Annotated in this window: 18 protein-coding genes; 1 reads left to right on the top strand and 17 read right to left on the bottom strand. The window is 62.9% G+C overall.

The features are described 5' to 3' along the window. Positions 1-311: 311 nt before the first annotated feature. From QTI68_RS33760 to QTI68_RS33695, 14 genes are all read right to left on the bottom strand, one after another. A complete protein-coding gene (locus QTI68_RS33760; RefSeq protein ID WP_286528137.1) occupies positions 312-1772 on the bottom strand; it encodes an NAD-dependent succinate-semialdehyde dehydrogenase in 1461 nt (486 codons plus the stop codon). 53 nt (positions 1773-1825) lie between these two features. Then, positions 1826-2629 carry a 2-oxo-hept-4-ene-1,7-dioate hydratase gene (hpaH, locus tag QTI68_RS33755; protein ID WP_286528135.1) on the bottom strand — a complete coding sequence of 268 codons (804 nt, stop codon included), beginning with the start codon at positions 2627-2629 and terminating at the stop codon, positions 1826-1828. A 113-nt stretch (positions 2630-2742) separates the two neighbouring features. Further along, positions 2743-3561 carry a DODA-type extradiol aromatic ring-opening family dioxygenase gene (locus tag QTI68_RS33750; RefSeq protein ID WP_286528134.1) on the bottom strand — a complete coding sequence of 273 codons (819 nt, stop codon included), beginning with the start codon at positions 3559-3561 and terminating at the stop codon, positions 2743-2745. Between the two features lie 10 nt (positions 3562-3571). After that, positions 3572-3907: an aromatic ring-opening dioxygenase subunit LigA gene (locus QTI68_RS33745; protein WP_286528131.1), complete on the bottom strand. Its 336-nt coding sequence runs from the start codon at positions 3905-3907 to the stop codon at positions 3572-3574. A 68-nt stretch (positions 3908-3975) separates the two neighbouring features. Further along, entirely contained in the window at positions 3976-5436 is a 1461-nt protein-coding gene (hpaE, locus tag QTI68_RS33740) for a 5-carboxymethyl-2-hydroxymuconate semialdehyde dehydrogenase (protein WP_286528129.1), read from the bottom strand. Between the two features lie 31 nt (positions 5437-5467). Next, entirely contained in the window at positions 5468-6235 is a 768-nt protein-coding gene (locus QTI68_RS33735; RefSeq protein WP_286528127.1) for a fumarylacetoacetate hydrolase family protein, read from the bottom strand. Beyond that, positions 6232-6915, bottom strand: coding sequence for a fumarylacetoacetate hydrolase family protein (locus QTI68_RS33730; protein WP_286528125.1), 684 nt, complete (start codon positions 6913-6915; stop codon positions 6232-6234). Before QTI68_RS33730 ends, QTI68_RS33735 begins: the two co-directional genes overlap by 4 nt. A gap of 71 nt (positions 6916-6986) precedes the next feature. Next, positions 6987-7427, bottom strand: a complete 441-nt coding sequence (locus tag QTI68_RS33725; RefSeq protein WP_286528122.1) for a nuclear transport factor 2 family protein — start codon at positions 7425-7427, stop codon at positions 6987-6989. Between the two features lie 51 nt (positions 7428-7478). Beyond that, the gene (locus QTI68_RS33720; protein WP_286528119.1) at positions 7479-7916 is read right to left on the bottom strand and encodes a nuclear transport factor 2 family protein; all 438 of its coding nucleotides are present in this window, start codon (positions 7914-7916) and stop codon (positions 7479-7481) included. A gap of 73 nt (positions 7917-7989) precedes the next feature. Beyond that, positions 7990-8430 (bottom strand): nuclear transport factor 2 family protein, encoded by a 441-nt coding sequence (locus QTI68_RS33715; protein WP_286528117.1) that lies wholly within the window; start codon positions 8428-8430, stop codon positions 7990-7992. Between the two features lie 105 nt (positions 8431-8535). Continuing rightward, positions 8536-9582 (bottom strand): NADH:flavin oxidoreductase/NADH oxidase, encoded by a 1047-nt coding sequence (locus QTI68_RS33710; protein WP_286528114.1) that lies wholly within the window; start codon positions 9580-9582, stop codon positions 8536-8538. A 162-nt stretch (positions 9583-9744) separates the two neighbouring features. Further along, positions 9745-11367 (bottom strand): GMC family oxidoreductase, encoded by a 1623-nt coding sequence (locus QTI68_RS33705; protein ID WP_286528112.1) that lies wholly within the window; start codon positions 11365-11367, stop codon positions 9745-9747. 297 nt (positions 11368-11664) lie between these two features. Beyond that, positions 11665-12066: a Rid family hydrolase gene (locus QTI68_RS33700; protein ID WP_286528110.1), complete on the bottom strand. Its 402-nt coding sequence runs from the start codon at positions 12064-12066 to the stop codon at positions 11665-11667. A gap of 23 nt (positions 12067-12089) precedes the next feature. Next, positions 12090-12302, bottom strand: a complete 213-nt coding sequence (locus QTI68_RS33695; protein WP_286528108.1) for a DUF2783 domain-containing protein — start codon at positions 12300-12302, stop codon at positions 12090-12092. 197 nt (positions 12303-12499) lie between these two features. Between QTI68_RS33695 and QTI68_RS33690 the strand changes: the two genes are divergently transcribed. Then, positions 12500-13423 carry an AraC-like ligand-binding domain-containing protein gene (locus tag QTI68_RS33690; protein ID WP_286528106.1) on the top strand — a complete coding sequence of 308 codons (924 nt, stop codon included), beginning with the start codon at positions 12500-12502 and terminating at the stop codon, positions 13421-13423. A gap of 34 nt (positions 13424-13457) precedes the next feature. Here QTI68_RS33690 and QTI68_RS33685 read toward each other — a convergent pair whose 3' ends face one another. The 3 genes from QTI68_RS33685 to QTI68_RS33675 form a co-directional block, all read right to left on the bottom strand. Next, a complete protein-coding gene (locus QTI68_RS33685; RefSeq protein WP_286528104.1) occupies positions 13458-14552 on the bottom strand; it encodes an alkene reductase in 1095 nt (364 codons plus the stop codon). A 96-nt stretch (positions 14553-14648) separates the two neighbouring features. Beyond that, on the bottom strand, positions 14649-16277 hold the full coding sequence (locus QTI68_RS33680; RefSeq protein WP_286528103.1) for a GMC family oxidoreductase: 1629 nt from the start codon (positions 16275-16277) through the stop codon (positions 14649-14651). Positions 16278-16379: 102 nt separating this feature from the next. Then, a complete protein-coding gene (locus QTI68_RS33675; RefSeq protein WP_286528101.1) occupies positions 16380-16736 on the bottom strand; it encodes an EthD domain-containing protein in 357 nt (118 codons plus the stop codon). Positions 16737-16881 lie beyond the last annotated feature (145 nt).

Raw genomic sequence — 16881 nt, 5'->3', positions numbered from 1 at the left:
TCCGACTCCATTCGAATGAAGGCGCTGTCGCTGAAACGCCCGGCCAATGGACGCGTTGGTCACGCGGAGCCGGTGCTGTTCGGCGAGTCCTTGCCCGTCACTGTAGGCGGCACTCACCCTGCCAGCTTGGTTTCCCGCGCCAAACGCGCTTGACTTGGCACGCCGTTGCCGGCGGCAAGTCTTCGGAGACAGGGGTCGGGTCGCCGACTGCGACTGTGGGCGGGAAGACACGCGTGTTCACGCACCAGGAACGCAGGCAGGCGGCTCCTCCTCAACCGCTTCGCCGCTGCGTCAAGGCGCCCTTCGTCGAGTCAAAGTCCCCCCAAGCAAAGGTACTTGGTGTGCATGTAGTCCTCGATGCCGTATTTGGAGCCCTCGCGCCCCATGCCCGACTGCTTGATGCCGCCGAACGGCGCCAGCGCGGTGCTGATCACGCCGCTGTTGATGCCCACCATGCCGTATTCGAGCTTCTCGGCGATGCGCCACACGCGACGGTGGTTCTGCGTGAAGAAGTAGGCCGCCAGGCCGAACTCGGTGTCGTTGGCCATCGCCAGCGCCTCTTCATCCTTGCCGAAGCGGAACAACGGCGCCACCGGGCCGAAGATCTCCTCCTGCGAGACCTTCATGTCAGACGTGACGTCCGCGAGGATGGTCGGCTCGTAGAAGGTCCCGCCCAGCGCGTGCCGACGGCCTCCAACCAGCACCCGCCCGCCCTTATCCACCACGTCGGCGACCAGCTCCTCGACCTTGGCCAGCGCGTTCTGGTCGATCAGGGGGCCCTGCTCGACACCTGGCTCCACCCCATTGCCGACCTTCAGCTTCTTGACCGCCGCCGCGAGCTTGCTCGCAAAGGCCTCGTAGACCCCGTCCTGAACCAGCAGGCGATTGGTGCAAACGCAGGTCTGCCCGGTGTTGCGGTACTTGGAAGCCAGAGCGCCTTCCACCGCCTGGTCGAGGTCCGCGTCGTCGAAGACAATGAACGGTGCGTTGCCCCCCAGCTCCATGGACAGCTTTTTCAGCGTCTGCGCACTCTGGGCCGCGAGGACGCGACCCACCTCGGTGGAGCCCGTGAAGGTCAGCTTGCGCACCAACGGGTGGGAGGTGAGCGCACCGCCCACCGCGGAGGCGCGGCCCGTGACCACGCTGAACACGCCTGCCGGAATGCCCGCGCGCTCGGCCAGTGCCGCCAGGGCCAAGGCCGACAGCGGCGTCTGGGAGGCCGGCTTGACGATGATCGTGCAGCCGGCAGCCAGTGCGGGCGCCACCTTGCGGGTGATCATCGCCGCGGGGAAGTTCCAGGGCGTGATTGCCGCACAGACACCGACCGGCTCCTTGAGTACGACGATGCGCTTGTCGGTCCAGGGCGATGGAAGCACGTCGCCGTACAGGCGCTTGCCCTCCTCGGCGAACCATTCGATGTACGAGGCCGCATAGGCGATCTCTCCCCGCGCTTCCGACAGGGGCTTGCCCTGCTCGCTGGTCATCAACAGCGCCAGGTCCTCCTGGTGCGCCAGCAGCAGCTCGAACCAGCGTCGAAGAACCTTTGCGCGGTCTTCCGCGGTGCGCGTGCGCCAGCCCTCGAACGCCGCCTGCGCACCCTCAATCGCCCGCAGGGTCTCGGCCTCCCCCGCCTCGGGCACCTGGCCGACCAACGCACCGGTGGCCGGGTTGTGAACGGCGATGGTCCGAGCGTTGTCCGCATCCACCCAACGACCATCGATGAGGCATTGGCTGCGAAGAAGCGTTGGGTCGTTCAAGGTGAGTGTGGTCATTTGTCTGCGCCAGGAAGGTTGAGAGGTGGGGCCAGGAGCATGCCGACGATCGGCTAGGCGAAGCGGAAAGAAACGGACCCGAGGGGCCCGTAGTCCACGTGGAAGCTGTCGCCGGCGGCGGCAAGCACAGGCCGGGTGAACGAGCCCGCAAGCACCACGTCGCCCGCATTGAGCTGCTCGTCATAGGGCGCGATCTTGTTGGCCAGCCACGCCACGCCCGTCGCCGGGTGATTGAGCACGCCAGCGGCAAGTCCGGTCTCCTCGATCGCCCCGTTCTTGTGCAGCATCGCGCCGACCCAGCGCAGGTCCACGTCCATCGGCCTGACCGGCCTTCCTCCCATCACGATCCCGGCGTTGGCCGCAAAGTCGCTGATCGTGTCGAAGACCTTGCGCATGGCGCGGGTCTCCCTGTCGAACTGCTCGATGCGCGCATCGATGATCTCGATGGCCGGAACGACGTATTCCGCTGCCGTCAGCACATCGCACAGCGTCACGCCCGGGCCACGAAGTGGCTTGCCCAGCACGAAGGCCAGTTCCACCTCAACGCGCGGCGCGATGAAACGATCGATGGCGATGTCCCCGCCCGCCTCGAAGAACATGTCGTCCATCAGCGGCGCGTAGTCCGGCTCGTCGATCTGGCTGCTCTGCTGCATGGCGCGGGACGTCAGGCCGATCTTGCGGCCCTTGATGACGCGACCCGCGGCAAGCTCGAGCTTCACCCATTCGCGCTGGATGGCGTAACCATCCTCGATCGTCATCTCAGGATGCTGCTTGGAAAAATGACGCAGCTGCACCCTGGTGCGCCGCGCCTCACGCAGCTGGGATGCCAGTGCAATGTGGGTCTCTTTGGGGAGCATACGAGGTCAAGCCTTTTCACTGAGGGAAGTTCAGAACGACAGACGAGGGCAAAGAATTCGCTCCGACGCGCGAGATCGAGCAAGCAGGATCGCCTCCGCGGCAGTCCTTGGCCTTAAGCGACACTCATTGCCGCTGACGTGCAGGTCACCGCGAAGATCGGGATCGCCTTCATGTAGAAGATTTCCCCCTGCCCTCGGGCAGCCGCGGCGACAGTCACGAACGTGCGGATCTCAAAACCGCCCTGCCCTGCGTCCCGGTAGGTTTCCTCGTCCGTGTATGCAAGCATCGCTTCACGGTCGTTTGCGCACCAGCGCCTCATAAACTCAGCATCCCACTCCTCGTTGACCTTGCCAGAGTCAGGCGTGGCCGGCCAATGCGAAATCCCTCCCGTTCCGATCAACGCGATGCGTTCCGGCACCTTGTCGCAGGCCCTTCGCAGTGCTTCACCGAATGCCCATGCACGGTGCAACGGCGTTAGCGGTGGACCTTGGCAGTTGATGTTGACCGGGATGACCTTGGTGTCGAAGTTGGGCGTCAGAAAGTGCAGCGGGACGATGATCCCGTGGTCGAACTTCCACTCCTCCGCATAGGCGACGTCCACCGTCTGCATCACTTCGCGGATCAGACGATTGGAAAGGTCGGCGTCGCCAGGAATTTTGGTTTTCTCGATCCCAAGCCACTTCGGATCCTCGATCGGACCTTCGTAGCGATCCGCCATGCCTATCGCGTAGGCGGGCATGTTGTTCATGAAGAAGTTGGCGAAATGCTCAGCCGCAATCACGATGACCGCATCAGGCCTCGTCGCCCGCATGGTTTCTCCGAGCCGGTGTAGTTCCTGGTGGAACTCATCCTTTACTTGCGGATCCGCTAGATGGGCGCGGCCGGTGATTCCTGGCGCGTGGCTGCAGACGCCTGCAAACACAAGACTCATGGGATGCTCCTTATAGTCCGGCGACTTTTTCGTCGTGCGAGGTCGTCATCGCGTAGATGCCCGCGCGAACCTGACCGTATCTTTGGACACCCTCGCGCATGGCGGCCACGTAGTCCGGCCACTCGATTCCAAGCAAGGGAGCAAAGTGCATCAGCAACTGACCATTGCACCCCAGCACGTAGAGCTTCCCGATGTCCCCCTGATCGATTGCCAGACGCTCTTCGTCGTTCAGGTCGTACTCACCGAGCAGCGCGGCGCGGGTTGCGCCTGCATCGGCATATCGGCGCTGCACGCTCGCATCTCGATTCAGAACGAACAAGAACTTCTGCATTGCGTAGAGGCTCATGGACATTTCCCTCCGTCAATCGAAGGCACGTTTTGATCTGGCCATGCGAGCGGCACAGCGCAGAAGTGTCATGCCACCCCCCAATGCGGGATGTGATGGCTGCCCATCGAGACGGCGATGTTCTTGGGCTCGAGGAAGACCTCGTAGCTCCAGGTGCCACCCTCGCGGCCGGTGCCGCTGGCCTTGGTGCCGCCGAACGGCTGACGCAGGTCACGCACGTTCTGGCTGTTCACGAAGCACATGCCCGCCTCGACGGCTGCAGCAACCCGGTGCGCGCGGCCGATGTTCTCGGTCCACACGTAGCTGCTAAGGCCATACTGGATGTCGTTGGCCTTCGCGATCGCGTCGGCTTCGTCCTCGAAGGCGATCAGGCAGGCGACCGGCCCGAAGATCTCTTCCTGCGCGATGCGCATGCGGTTGTCGACGTCGGCGAAGACCGTCGGGCGCACGAAGTTGCCTTTGCGCAGGGGCACCGTGAGCTCGGGCGCCTCCATGCCGCCGCACAGCAACGTGGCCCCTTCCTGCTGCCCGATCTCGATGTAGCTGCGGACCTTAGCGAGGTGCCCCGGGCTGATCATCGGGCCGATGATCGTCTTCTCGTCGAGCGGATCGCCCACCACGATGCGCTTGGCGCGCTCGGCGAACTTCGCCGCGAAGTCCGCATAGATGCTCTTTTGCACCAGGATGCGAGAGCCCGCGGTGCAGCGCTCGCCGTTGTTGCTGAAGATCATGAAGATCGCCGCATCTAGCGCGCGGTCCAGGTCAGCATCCTCGAAGATCACGAACGGACTCTTGCCGCCCAGCTCCATGCTGAACTTCTTGAGGCCAGCGGACTGGACGATGCGGTTGCCCGTCACCGTGGAGCCCGTGAACGAGATCGCACGCACGTCGGGGTGACCGCACAGCGGTTCGCCGACTTCCTTCCCATAGCCGTGCACGACGTTCAGCACGCCGGGCGGAATGCCCGCCTCCAGTGCCAGGTCGCCCAGGCGGGCCGCGGTCATCGGGCTGAGCTCGCTCATCTTGAGCACCGCCGTGTTGCCGAACGCCAGGCACGGCGCCACCTTCCACGTCGCCGTCATGAACGGCACGTTCCAGGGGCTCACCAGCGCGCAGACCCCCACCGGGTGGAACAGCGTGTAGTTCAGGTGCGTCGGCGTGGGGTAGGTGTGGCCATCGACGCGCGTGCACATCTCCGCAAAGTAGTGGAAGTTGTCCGCCGCGCGAGGCACCAGCTGTTTGCCGGTCTGGCTGATGGTCTGACCCGTGTCCCGGGTCTCGGTGTCCGAGAGCTCCGGCACGTGCTTGGCGATCAGCTCGCCGAGCTTGCGCATCAGTCCAGCGCGCTCGGTCGCGGGCCGTCCCGCCCACGCCGGGAATGCCTCCTTGGCAGACTGCACGGCAGCGTTCACTTCTGCGGCGCCACCGCTGGCCACCTCGGCCAGGACCTCTTGCGTGGCAGGGTTGACGGTCTCAAAGGTCTCGGGGCTCTCGACTCGCTTCCCACCGATCAGGTGCTGGATTCGCATAAGGTGTCTCCAAAGGAAAATATCTTGAGAATCAACGGCCGAACAGCGCGTCACCGACGATGCGGTTCGACAGACGTCCGATCCCATCGATCTCGGTGATGACTTCGTCGCCCTCATTGACGTTGACGACGCCGTCGGGCGTTCCGGTCAGGATCACGTCGCCGGCCTCCAGTGTCATGAACGCGCTCAGGTAGGCAATGAGCGCCGGGATGTCGTGGATCATGTTGGCCGTGTTGCCCTCCTGGGTCACGCGACCGTTCACCAGCGTGCGCAGGGACAGCTTGTGTGGGTCGGCCACATCGGCGGCATCGACGAACCACGGGCCGAGCACGGTGCCCGCATCGCGGTTCTTCACGCGCAGGTTGGGCCGGTACCAGTTCTCGAGGTAGTCGCGAATGGCGTAGTCGTTGCACACCGTATAGCCGGCCACGTGGGCCATCGCATGCTCGCGAGAGACCCGACGCGCCGTCTTGCCGATCACCACGGCCAGCTCGCATTCGTAGTGCATGAACTGCACGCCCTGCGGTCGGCGCGTCTCCCCGAGGTGGCCGATCAGCGCACCGGGGCCCTTCAGAAACACGAGCGGCTCGTCCTGCGAGCTCAGCGTGAGCTCCTTGCTTAGTTCCTTGACGTGGTCCGCGTAGTTGAGCCCCAGCGCGATGATCGTGCCCACCTCGAAGGGCGGCAGCCACACCACCTCGTCCTGCGCCAGCACCCGCCCGTTGGCCAGCCGCAGCCCAGCCTCATGGGGCGTCGCAGTGTGAATGGCGCCCGCATAGGCCACGCGTGCCGTCCTCATGCCGCACCCCCGTCGTCTTCGCTCACCACCTCGAAATGGACACTGCCCACGCCCTCGATCTCCACCTCCACCCGTTCACCAGGTCGCGCCACCGGCGCCCCCGCCGATTCGCCCAGCAGCAGCAGATCGCCAGGATGCAGCGTCATGAACTCGGTCACGTCAGAGATCAGCTGCGCTACACCGCGTACACGGTCACCAGTGTCAGAGGCCTGAGGCGCTTGACCTCCAACGCGGATCCGCACGCTCAGCGCATCCGGATGCGCGACGGCCGATGCCGGGACGATCCGAGACCCGAAAACGCACGATCCATCGCGCGCCTTCAGGCGAACCGAGGGACGATAGTGACTCTCGTGCGGCGCACTGAGGTCAACCACGGCGGCATAGCCCGCCACATGGTCCAACGCATCAGAAACAGAAACACGGCAGGCCGTACGACCTATCACGATGGCCAGCGATGCTCCAACCCTCAGCGCCCGCTCCTGTGCTGGTGCCGCCACGGTTCCCCCCGTCGCACAGAACGTGTTGCGGGGCTTGACCGCAAGGACTGGCGCGCGGGCAGGCGCCTTGTAAGGCGCTCGGTGCGCTTCGTCGTCCAGCAACATCCATTGCTGACGATGATTGAGCAGCGCCACATAGACCGTCCCGCTGAGGCCGTAGGGGGCCACGTCCGTTCGGATCATGGACGAAGGTATCGACATGGTCATCCTCTTGCTGTGCATCTATTTGATGGCTTGCGCGGTTCCGGCCCGGTTCAGAAGGCCGAATCCAGAACGACGCGCAAGGCACTGATCTTCCACGCGTCCGCAACCTTGGAGACTTCTGCCTGATACTCGCCTGTAACCTCGATCACGGGAGTCTGTCCGCCTTCGCAGGAAAAAAGGGACAGGTACGTCTTGACGGTCGCACGGTCAGCCTGCAGATCGACAAAGAGCGGTGTGGTCATCTGATGCCTGCGCCAATGAGAATGCAGCCTGCGCGCCTCTCCGAGTTCGGCGGCAATCTCTTCTGGTCCCTGCCAGGGGCCCCACCTCACGTCGGTACCATCGACCCGACCCTCGGTCACGGCGCCCTCACAAAAGAGCCGGCCGAGCCTGGCCATGTCGTTGGAATCAAAGCTCCATGCGTACTGGTTGAGCAAATCGATGATTTCCTGCATGGGCTCGGCGATCGGGGCAGGTGTCTTTTCAGCCATCGTGAGATCCTTGGTGGGGTTGAGATTGCGGCCGTAGGGCACGCGAGCGGCCTAGAACCCGCCGTCCAGTTGAGCTTCAAGGCGCCCGATCTTCCAGCCGTCATCCGACTTCGAAAGGGCAGCCGTGTATTGACCCGTGGTCACCAGACGAGGCCTGCCGCCTGCCGGCGTGGAGAACAACGACAGATAGATCTTCACCAACGCCTTCGCGTCCGACAATTCCAGGAACACAGGGGTCGTCAGCTGATGGCGTCGCCGGTCCGATTGGCTTGCCCTGATCTCCCCCAATTTTCTTGCGATCTCCGAAGGTCCTACCCAAGGACCCCACCCTGTGTCGGAGCCGGCGACTGAGCCCACCGTCACGCCGCTTTCTTCGAAGATCAAGGCAAGCTGCTTCATGTCGTTGGAGTCATAGCTCCAGGCATAGGAATGCAGGACATTGAGGATTTCCTGCTCTCGCTCTTCGTTGGTCACTTTCACCGCCGCCATAGCTCATCTCCAGTTGAATTCGTCGATCGCCTGCCATCCAGGCCACACAGGTCGTTTCAAGCGTTTCCGACTTTCAGAACGCAGACTCAAGCACCTCTTCGAGCAAGTCCATCAGCCACACTCCGTCTTGTTTCGAGGCCTTCATCACATATTCCCCCGTGGTGACCAGATGGGGTGCGGCGCCATTGCCATAGGAGAACAACGACAGGTAGACCCGCACGACTGCATGACTCTCGCTGAGCTCCTCGAAGATGGGAGACGTCAGCACGTGGCGCCGCCGGTCGGGTTGGGAGCATCGGATCGCCGACAACTGAGAGACGATCTCGTCCCTGCCTTGCCATGGACCCCATCCGATCGTGGAATTCGCGACGACTCCCCCGGTCCTGCCACCCTCCTTGAACGTGCCGCCCATGAGCGGCATATCATTGGAGTCGTAGCCCCACGAGTACTCATAAAGCAACGCCAGAATCTGTTGGCGAGTTCCCTTGTACGCGACTGTTGGACCATTGCTCATGCTGACTCTCCGCGAATTGATTGAGATTTGTTTGGAAGATGAGAAGAATTCATTCGCTGTCCGCGTTGCCGACAAGCCGCGAGGCATCGTCCGCAATGCCCGCGCTCAATGTCCGCGCAAGTACGGGCCTGTTGCTCGCGCGTATGTCGGAATCACCAGATCCGTCTCGAGCCCGGCTTGTCTGGCGAATCGAATGACCCAGAACGGATCGCTCAACAGTGCGCGGCCAAGGTAGATGAGATCTGACGATTGGCTATGAAGAATTGATTCAATCAGCTCGCTCGAGGTAATCGACCCGTTGCAGGCGGTTGGTATATCCAGGGCCTGCTTGAGCTTCCGGGCGAAATCGACCTGATAGCCCGGATAGATCTCGCCATCGAACTGCGCGGAAAGTCCGCCGGCCGAGACGCTCAGCAGATCGACACCGAGCGCCTTGAGCTGATGCCCCAGATCGATGGTGTCCGCGATCTCGGAGCCCCCGGGCCCCGCCCTGTCCTCGGCGGAGAGTCGCACTATCAGCGGCTTGTTCCTCGGCCAGACCTTTCTCACCTCGGTGACGACTTCGATGACGAAGCGCTGACGATTGCCCAAGGAGCCACCGTAACGATCTTCTCTATGGTTGCTTAACGGCGAGAGGAATTCGTGCGCCAGATAGCCATGCGCTGCATGAATCTCGAGGCAATCGAACTGAGTTTCCAGCGCCCGCTTGGCCGCGGCCTTGTACGCCTGGACGATGTCACCAATCTGATCGGTGGAAAGCGCGGTGGGAACCTTCGACTGATCGGTGTGAGGGATGGCGGAGGGGGCAAAGATCTCTCCCTCCGTCGAAGACTTGCGGCCCGCATGCGCGAGTTGCAATGAGCTCTTGGCGCCACAGTTCCGGATCATTTCGGCAAGACGACGCAACCCTGCGATCTGCACGTCATCCCACAGGCCGAGGTCCTTGTGGCTGATCCGGCCGGCAGGCTCCACGGCGACCACTTCCGTTGCGATCAGGCCCACGCCGCCCAATGCGCGCGCGGCATAGTGGGCCAGGTGCAGATCGTTGACCTTGCCATCCTCCTGGCCGGAGTACATCAACATCGGTGCCATCACGATGCGGTTCTTGATCGTTACGTCACCCAAGGAGAATGGCTGGAGGATCAGGCTCATGGAAGTCTCGTCTGAAGGAAAGTGAAGGAGTCCGTCTGCGACGCCGAACCTTGAAGATACGTTCAAGCTACTCCAGACACTCTGCTGAGCGCGTCAGGTGATCGCCTGTGAGCGACAAGGCCAGTGGCGCTGGAGCATCGGTTGCCTCCTGTTCGCCCGCGCTCACGCGTCGTTGCGCATGAGGTCGGCCGCTCTTTCGGCGATCATCACGGTCGGCGCAGCTGTGTTGCCGCGCACGACCTCCGGCATGACCGATGCATCGGCCACGCGCAGGCTCTGCAATCCATGCACCTTGAGCGACAGGTCGACCACCGCATCTGCACCCATGCCCATTGCGCAGGTCCCTGCAGGATGCAAGCCGGTCGTGCTGCGCTCTCGGATGTAGGCCTCAATCGCCTCGCGCTCATCAGTCACCTCTCTCCCCGGCAAGACCTCGCGCTTCAGATAGCGTGCCAGCGAAGGCGCCGCCATGATGCGACGCGCCAATCGCACACCCAACACCATGTGAGCCATTTCGGTGGGGTGGCCGAAGTAGTTTCCTTGGACCTTCGGCGGCTCGGCCGGATCGGTTCCGGCCAGCGAGACCCGCCCCGGCATATTGCAGGTCAGGCACAACGGCGCCAGGGAGAAGCGGTGCTCGCCTTGCGGCAAGGGATCGCCCCAACCCGCCGACGACACGGCCAGGGCGTTGAGGTTGATTTCCGGTCGACCATCGCCGTCTACATCCAGGAAGCCCCCGCATTCCACTACCGTCGAGGCCAGGGGCCCAGTACGGAAGAGCAGCCATTGAAGGCCGTTCCGCACCGCGTTCCATCCTCGGTCCTGCCCCGTCAAGCTGATGGGTTGGTTGAGCACTGCGTCGACCGGCGTGATCAGGTGATCTTGGTAGTTGGCACCGACACCCTGCAAGTCATGAACGACAGGCAGCCCCAGGGACTGAAGGTGCGCGCCCGGGCCCACGCCTGACAGCAGCAAGAGCTTGGGCGACATGAACGCGCCCGCACACAGGACAACCTCACGACGCGCCTTGATCGCGGTCTCCGTGCCGCCATGCCGAACCACCACGCCCACGGCGCGTTTCCCCTCGAACGAGATGCGAGCCACCATGCTGTCGGTGCGGATTACCAGGTTCTTGCGCCCCTCCGCACGGGCCTGGCCCAGGAAGGCCCTGGCGGTGCTGGAGCGTTCACCTCGGTGACTGAAAGTCTGGTAGTACCCGACGCCCTCCTGATCCGCGCCGTTGAAGTCCGGGTTGAAACGGATGCAGCGCCCGTCGGAGTAACCGGCCTCTTGCGCAGCGCGCAGAAAGGCGCCGGTCAGCTCGTGGCGCGTCTCGCCGTCCGAGATGCGCATGGGGCCCGTCGTGCCATGGAAGGGAGTCGAATAGCGGTAGTTCGACTCCGACTTTCGAAAGTACGGCAGCACATCCTCGTAGCCCCATCCCAAACAGCCCTTGTCACGCCACCCGTCGTAGTCCTGCCGCTGGCCGCGGATGTAGACCATGGCATTGATCGAAAGGCCCCCTCCCAACACACGGCCCTGCAGCAGCGGGTATGGCCGGTTGTTGCTGGCAGGCGCAGGCTCGCTTTGGTATCCCACTGTTCGCCTGGTGCCATGGGTTTTGAAGAAGCCGCCCGCCGCTCGAATGAATATCGTGCGGTCATGTGGCCCCTCCTCGAGCAGGAGCACCGACGCCGAGCTGTCCTCGCTCAGCCTGGCGGCCACGACGCAGCCGGCAGCGCCACCACCGACGACGATGTAGTCGAAAGTTTCGAAGGATTCCACCTGTTGTTCCTCATCGTCTGGGTTCGATGAAGCGACTCTAGGCAATGGCGCCCGTCGCGAATCGGTTGGCCGCGTCAGACAGTAGGCTGACAGCGTCAGCACGCCGGCCTCAAGCGAAAGCGCGGTGCGATGCCCACAGACCCCACAGGTGGTCACGAACCCGCCGGGGAACGAGGCGGACCGCGTGGGCGACTTCCTCGCGCTGATGGCGAATCTCAAGCGCTTCGGTCTCACCTCGCACGGGTGGGCAGCGGAGACAGGCCGTGTGCTTGCCCCGCGGCTGCCACCAAGCGTGTCTCAGCCTTTGAGAATCGCCGTAGCGCGGATCTCAATGCGCATATTGGGGTTGCCCAGCGCCGGAACTCCCAGGCAAGTCCAGATCGGGGGGCGATCTGGCATGTGAAGACGAAACTGCTCGGTCATGACGGCGAGCGCTTCGTCGCTCATCGGAACATGATAAGAATTGATGTGGATCACATCCTTCCATGAGGCGTTGGAAAGCTCGAGGACGCGACCAAGGTTCGTGAAGGCGTTGACGATTTCTTCGCGGATCGTCTCGGGGAACGAGAAATCGCTGAACCAGCCGCCCTGTCCCGAGGTTTCGACCCGATCACCCACCCGCACGGCCTGCATGAAATGAAAGTTTTCGCGCAGCATGTCGCCGTAGCCTTCAGGTGTAAAGAATTGAGGTTCGTTCATGGCATCCTTAGTAACAAATTGAATCAGTTTCGAGTTCGATGCGGCTCGCCCGCCAACGTGCTGAGACGGGCTTCTTCAACAGCCTCGCGCAGGACGTCGATCGACCCCACACGCTGGGACAAGCCAAGAAGTAGATGGGCATTCAACGTCAAACTTTGGCTTGATGACAGGCCCTCGTGCGCAGCCATCAACACCGCAACAAACTCGGATGGGGATACGTGCGCACTGACTTTCATAGGGGCCTCAGATACGGGCATAGACTCGACCGAAAGTCATCCTAGGCTGAGGCAGGCGGAGGCGCTCGCCCGAACGCGCCAACGACTCGGCTCGGTGCGACAGCGCCGATCGGCATTTGTCCCAATGACAGGACGATTTCAAACTGCAACAATTGGCGCCCTTGCGACCCCTCGGCCGCGCACCAGGGGCAACAAATATGAGCAACCCGGCCCAAAACAACCATTTCGCTCACTGGAACGAAGTCGTTTGCAGGACATTTGCGGAAATGGACGTCGAATCCTCCGAGCGAGGTTCGTTCACCGCGTCGCTATCGACGGCGGATTTCGGCTTGCTCCAGAGTTCCTCCGTGACGTCGACCAAGGTTCGGTACACGAGGGATCCCGATCACATTCGGCGTGCCAGTGACGATTCGTTTCTGGCCAGTGTCAAACTGCAAGGGACGGGCGTGGCATGCCAAGACGGGCGGGAGGCGGTTCTCGGCCCTGGCGACATCGTGGTCTATGACACCGCACGCCCGTTCACCCTCGATTACCCGAATTCCTATTGCGACGTCACCCTCAAGATCCCCCGCAAGCTGCTCAGCTCCCGCCTGATCGCATCGGAGAAAATCACTGCCCGAACCTTGAGCGGTGCGACTTCACTCGGGCGCCTCGCGGGCGGCCTTTTGCAGGAATGCGGCTCTTTGGGAGAAGAGTGCGATCCCAGCGTGCGCGCGCGGCTTTCGACGTCCTTGCTCGACGTGCTGACCCTCGCCATCGAGGCCGAGTTGCTGGGAAAGAACTGTCGGGAAACCCGCCACGATGCAATGATCGATCGCATCAAGACGTGGATCTCGGAGCGCCTGAGCGAAGCATCGCTCGACACCGACGCGATCGCCGATGCCAATGCCGTGTCGCCGCGCACGTTGCAGCGTCTTTTCGCCGCTCAAGGCGACACCGCCATGCGCTGGCTGTGGAACCAGCGATTGCAAGCCAGCTACCGCGCGCTGGCGGAGCGTCGAGTGGATCAGGTCACGCAAGCCGCCATCGAATGCGGCTTCACCGACTTTTCGCACTTCAGCCGAGCGTTCAAGCGAACCTTCGGCGTGCTCCCCCACCAGGTGCTGGAACAGAAGCACTAGCGGAGCGCCCCGGCCGCCGCCGGCAGCCAGCGCCTCAGCCGAGAAACGGGTAATCGGTGTAGCCTGCGGCGCCTCCCGCGTAGAACTGGGCTGGAATCGGTTGCGCCAGTGAGGCCCCGACTTCAAGCCGGCGGACCAGATCCGGGTTCGCGATGGAGTAACGCCCGAAAGCTGCCATTTGCACCCGTCCGCTCTCGACCAACGCTTGAGCGACATCCGGCTCAAGGCCCCCGTTGGCAATGATCGGCCCCGAAAAGTGCGGCCGAACGATTTCCAGGATTCGCTCACGGTCTGGCTTGCCAAACCATCCGCCCTCATCGACGAAGTGCAAATACGCCAGGCCGAGCGGCTCCAGCATCTTTGCGACATAGCCAAACGTGGTGGCCGGATCGGGGTCGCGGGGGTTGTTGTAGGAAGCGAACGGTGAGATCCGCACGCCGATTCGAGAACGCGGCACCACCTCCGCAACGCATTCGATCACCTCGTGCAACAGCCGCGCGCGATTCTCGACGGATCCTCCGTATCGGTCCTCTCTCAGGTTCAGCCCTGGTGAAAGAAATTGATGCAGGAGGTAACCATTGGCGGCATGAATCTCCACGCCGTCAAAACCTGCTGCCAGGGCGTTCACCGCGGCTGCGCGATACTCCCGAAGAGTCGATTGGATGTCGTCCAGCGTCATGGCGCGCGAGGGAGTCGCCTGCAGCTGAACATAGTTGCCGTTCGCAAGCAGGCCCCAGACGCCCAGCTGGTGCAGGTCATCGTTGACTGCCGAAGGTGCGAGGGGCTGCTTGCCGCCGAGCACCCCTTTCGCGCCGGCTCGCCCGCAGTGCCAGAGCTGGGCAAACATGTGGCCGCCTGCCGCATGCACCTTGGCGGTCACCAGTTTCCAACCTTCGACCTGCTCGTCAGTCCACAGGCCAGGCGCACGCTCGAACGAACATGACTGGGGGCTGATATTGGTCGCCTCGCTCACGATGAGGCCGACGCTTGCGCGCTGGCCATAGTATTCCGCGTTGAGCTCGGTCGGCACGTCGCCGTTTGCCGTGCGTGCACGCGTCAGGGCCGGCATGACGATGCGATTTCGCAGCGCCAGGTCACCAATGGTGATGGGATCATGAAGAGAGGTCATAGGTGCCTTGGGGTTCCTGTTCAAATGTTGTTCGCTACGCCGTAAGTTCTGGATCGAGCGATTCGGGTTGCAAGTCGTCGCCGACGCCGTCAGCCCCTATCGCGACGCGTGATGAATGAAATCTGCGGCACGCTCGGCAATCATCACGGTCGGGGCGGTCGTGTTGCCGCGGATCAAGGTCGGCATGACCGAGGCATCTGCCACGCGCAAGCCTTCAACGCCGCGGACGCGCAGTTCGAGGTCAACAACCGCGTCGGAGCCGATTCCCATCGCGCAGGTCCCAGCCGGGTGAAAGGCGTTCTGCGCATGACCACGGACATAGTCCTCGAGCGCCGCTTCGTCGTCGCCTACGGAGGCGCCAGGAAGGATCTCGCCGCGAATGTAGGGCGCGAGGGAGGGGGCCTGGAGGAACCTTCGAGCCACACGAACACCGCGGACCAGGTTGACCACATCGCTCGGATCGCTGAGGTAGTTCGCATCGAGACGAGGACGATCGTCCGGATTGGAGCTGCGCAGGTAGATCTGTCCTCGGGAATGGCTGGTGAGCAGGCATGGCGCGACCGACAGGCCGTGCACGGGCGGCATGCCTTTGGAGGCTGACCAGCTGGTGGACGCGGCCGCCAGCACGTGGATCTGAATCTCCGCGCGACCATCGCCATCGAGATCCAGAAATCCTCCCGCCTCGCACAGGTTCGATGAAAGCAGGCCGCTTCGGAACATCAACCACTGACTTCCGTGACGCAGCGCATTGAGCCCCTTGTCTTGGCCAATGAGCCCGATCGGCCCGCTCAACTGGCCGTCGACCGGCGCAACGATGTGATCCTGATAGTTCTGGCCGACCCCCGGGAGGTCGACGAGTACGTCTATGCCGTGCTCCTGCAGATGCGCTCCGGGGCCCACGCCGGACAGCATGAGCAACTTGGGACTGATCAAGGAGCCCGCCGTCAGCACCACCTCACGCCGTGCCATGAGTCGCTGCTCGCCCTGTCCGTCCAGCTGCACTGCCACTCCGACAGCACGCCGTCCTTCAAAGAGAACACGTGACACCTTGGCGTCGGTTAGAACGGTCAGATTCTCGCGGCCGGCCGCAGCGCGAAGGTAGGTGCGCGCCGTGCTGGCCCTTTCGCCGCCGTCGATCATCGCCTGGTAGAAGCCGACGCCGAGTTGCGATGTGCCGTTGAAATCGTGGTTGTAGGGCATCTCGAGCCCCATCGCTTCGCCTGTCTCCTGCGCGGCCCTCACGAACGCCTCGCTGAGGGAATGGCGGTAGTGAGTGTCGGTGACCTTCAGAGGACCACAGGTCCCATGCAGTGGCCCGGAGAGCCTCGAGTTGCCTTCAGATTTCTTAAACCACGGCAAGACATCGTCCCAGCCCCATCCCGCGCAGCCGTCGGATTTCCAGCCTTCGTAATCCTCTCGCTGACCTCGGATGTAGATCATGGCATTGATCGACAGACCGCCACCCAGCGTACGCGCTTGCATCACACCGATGCGTCGATTCTTGGCGCCTGGGACCGGCTCGGACTCGTGCGGTGTCGTTCGCTCGGTACCCATCACCTTGAAATAGCCACCGGGCATCTTGATGAACAGGCTGTTGTCGGTCGGCCCTTCCTCCAGGAGCAGCACGTGGAGCATGGGATCCTCGCTCAGTCGCGCAGCCAGTGCACAACCGGCCGCGCCACCACCCACGACGATCACATCATGGACCTTTTCAGAAGCTGGCATCGGAGGCGCTCCTCAGCACAGACATGTGACCACCCCATGCAGTGGTTGACGGGGCTTGCAATGCACCGGATTGCTGCATCACAAGCGATCGGCGGTCTCCACTCATCGCGATGGCTCCAGAACCGACAACACGGTCCTCAGGGTCACGGGCAGGGTCAACATCGTTTCAAGATCGATCATCTTTTTCGTGTCTTCTTGGACCGGCCCGTTCTGCGGCGAATTCCAAGCGGCCTCCGCCGCCTCGGCGCTTTCCCAAGTGAAGATCGACAGCGCGTCGAAGCCGCCATCGGATTTGGTATGGGCATCGCCAAGACCGGCCGGTCGAAGCGGGTACTGGCGATACTCGAGCAGCCCAGGCAGTTCGCGCGCGATCGGACCGTGGATGTCCTTGTAGTGCCGATGGAACTCATCCAGCGTCATGTCCGGATGCCGCTTGAAGACGAAGGCGATGGTATGCATGGGGTACTCCAATCTGGGTTGTCGGGAGTGCGTAACAACGAAACTGAAGGTTATGAGACCTTCTTCTGCGGCGACCGCTCGCGGGCGCCAGGGGCTGGCCTGCGAGCGTCAATCGCTCCGCAGGCCAATCAGATGGCGCCGCGCA

Origin of the sequence: Variovorax sp. J31P207 (assembly GCF_030316965.1) — a bacterium.
Taxonomy (GTDB): Bacteria; Pseudomonadota; Gammaproteobacteria; order Burkholderiales; family Burkholderiaceae_C; genus Variovorax; species Variovorax ginsengisoli_B.
This window is presented reverse-complemented; position numbering and strand designations above follow the sequence as displayed.

Coding starts and splice junctions, on each gene's coding strand:
- QTI68_RS33745 (WP_286528131.1), bottom strand. CDS start 3,907: ATGAGCCTCTACGCAATGCAGAAGTTCTTGTTCGTTCTGAATCGAGAT.
- QTI68_RS33735 (WP_286528127.1), bottom strand. CDS start 6,235: ATGAGGACGGCACGCGTGGCCTATGCGGGCGCCATTCACACTGCGACG.
- QTI68_RS33730 (WP_286528125.1), bottom strand. CDS start 6,915: ATGATCCGAACGGACGTGGCCCCCTACGGCCTCAGCGGGACGGTCTAT.
- QTI68_RS33725 (WP_286528122.1), bottom strand. CDS start 7,427: ATGGCTGAAAAGACACCTGCCCCGATCGCCGAGCCCATGCAGGAAATC.
- QTI68_RS33680 (WP_286528103.1), bottom strand. CDS start 16,277: ATGCCAGCTTCTGAAAAGGTCCATGATGTGATCGTCGTGGGTGGTGGC.
- QTI68_RS33715 (WP_286528117.1), bottom strand. CDS start 8,430: ATGAGCAATGGTCCAACAGTCGCGTACAAGGGAACTCGCCAACAGATT.
- QTI68_RS33685 (WP_286528104.1), bottom strand. CDS start 14,552: ATGACCTCTCTTCATGATCCCATCACCATTGGTGACCTGGCGCTGCGA.
- QTI68_RS33695 (WP_286528108.1), bottom strand. CDS start 12,302: ATGAAAGTCAGTGCGCACGTATCCCCATCCGAGTTTGTTGCGGTGTTG.
- QTI68_RS33720 (WP_286528119.1), bottom strand. CDS start 7,916: ATGGCGGCGGTGAAAGTGACCAACGAAGAGCGAGAGCAGGAAATCCTC.
- QTI68_RS33675 (WP_286528101.1), bottom strand. CDS start 16,736: ATGCATACCATCGCCTTCGTCTTCAAGCGGCATCCGGACATGACGCTG.
- QTI68_RS33710 (WP_286528114.1), bottom strand. CDS start 9,582: ATGAGCCTGATCCTCCAGCCATTCTCCTTGGGTGACGTAACGATCAAG.
- QTI68_RS33750 (WP_286528134.1), bottom strand. CDS start 3,561: ATGAGTCTTGTGTTTGCAGGCGTCTGCAGCCACGCGCCAGGAATCACC.
- QTI68_RS33690 (WP_286528106.1), top strand. CDS start 12,500: ATGAGCAACCCGGCCCAAAACAACCATTTCGCTCACTGGAACGAAGTC.
- hpaH (WP_286528135.1), bottom strand. CDS start 2,629: ATGCTCCCCAAAGAGACCCACATTGCACTGGCATCCCAGCTGCGTGAG.
- QTI68_RS33760 (WP_286528137.1), bottom strand. CDS start 1,772: ATGACCACACTCACCTTGAACGACCCAACGCTTCTTCGCAGCCAATGC.
- QTI68_RS33700 (WP_286528110.1), bottom strand. CDS start 12,066: ATGAACGAACCTCAATTCTTTACACCTGAAGGCTACGGCGACATGCTG.
- hpaE (WP_286528129.1), bottom strand. CDS start 5,436: ATGCGAATCCAGCACCTGATCGGTGGGAAGCGAGTCGAGAGCCCCGAG.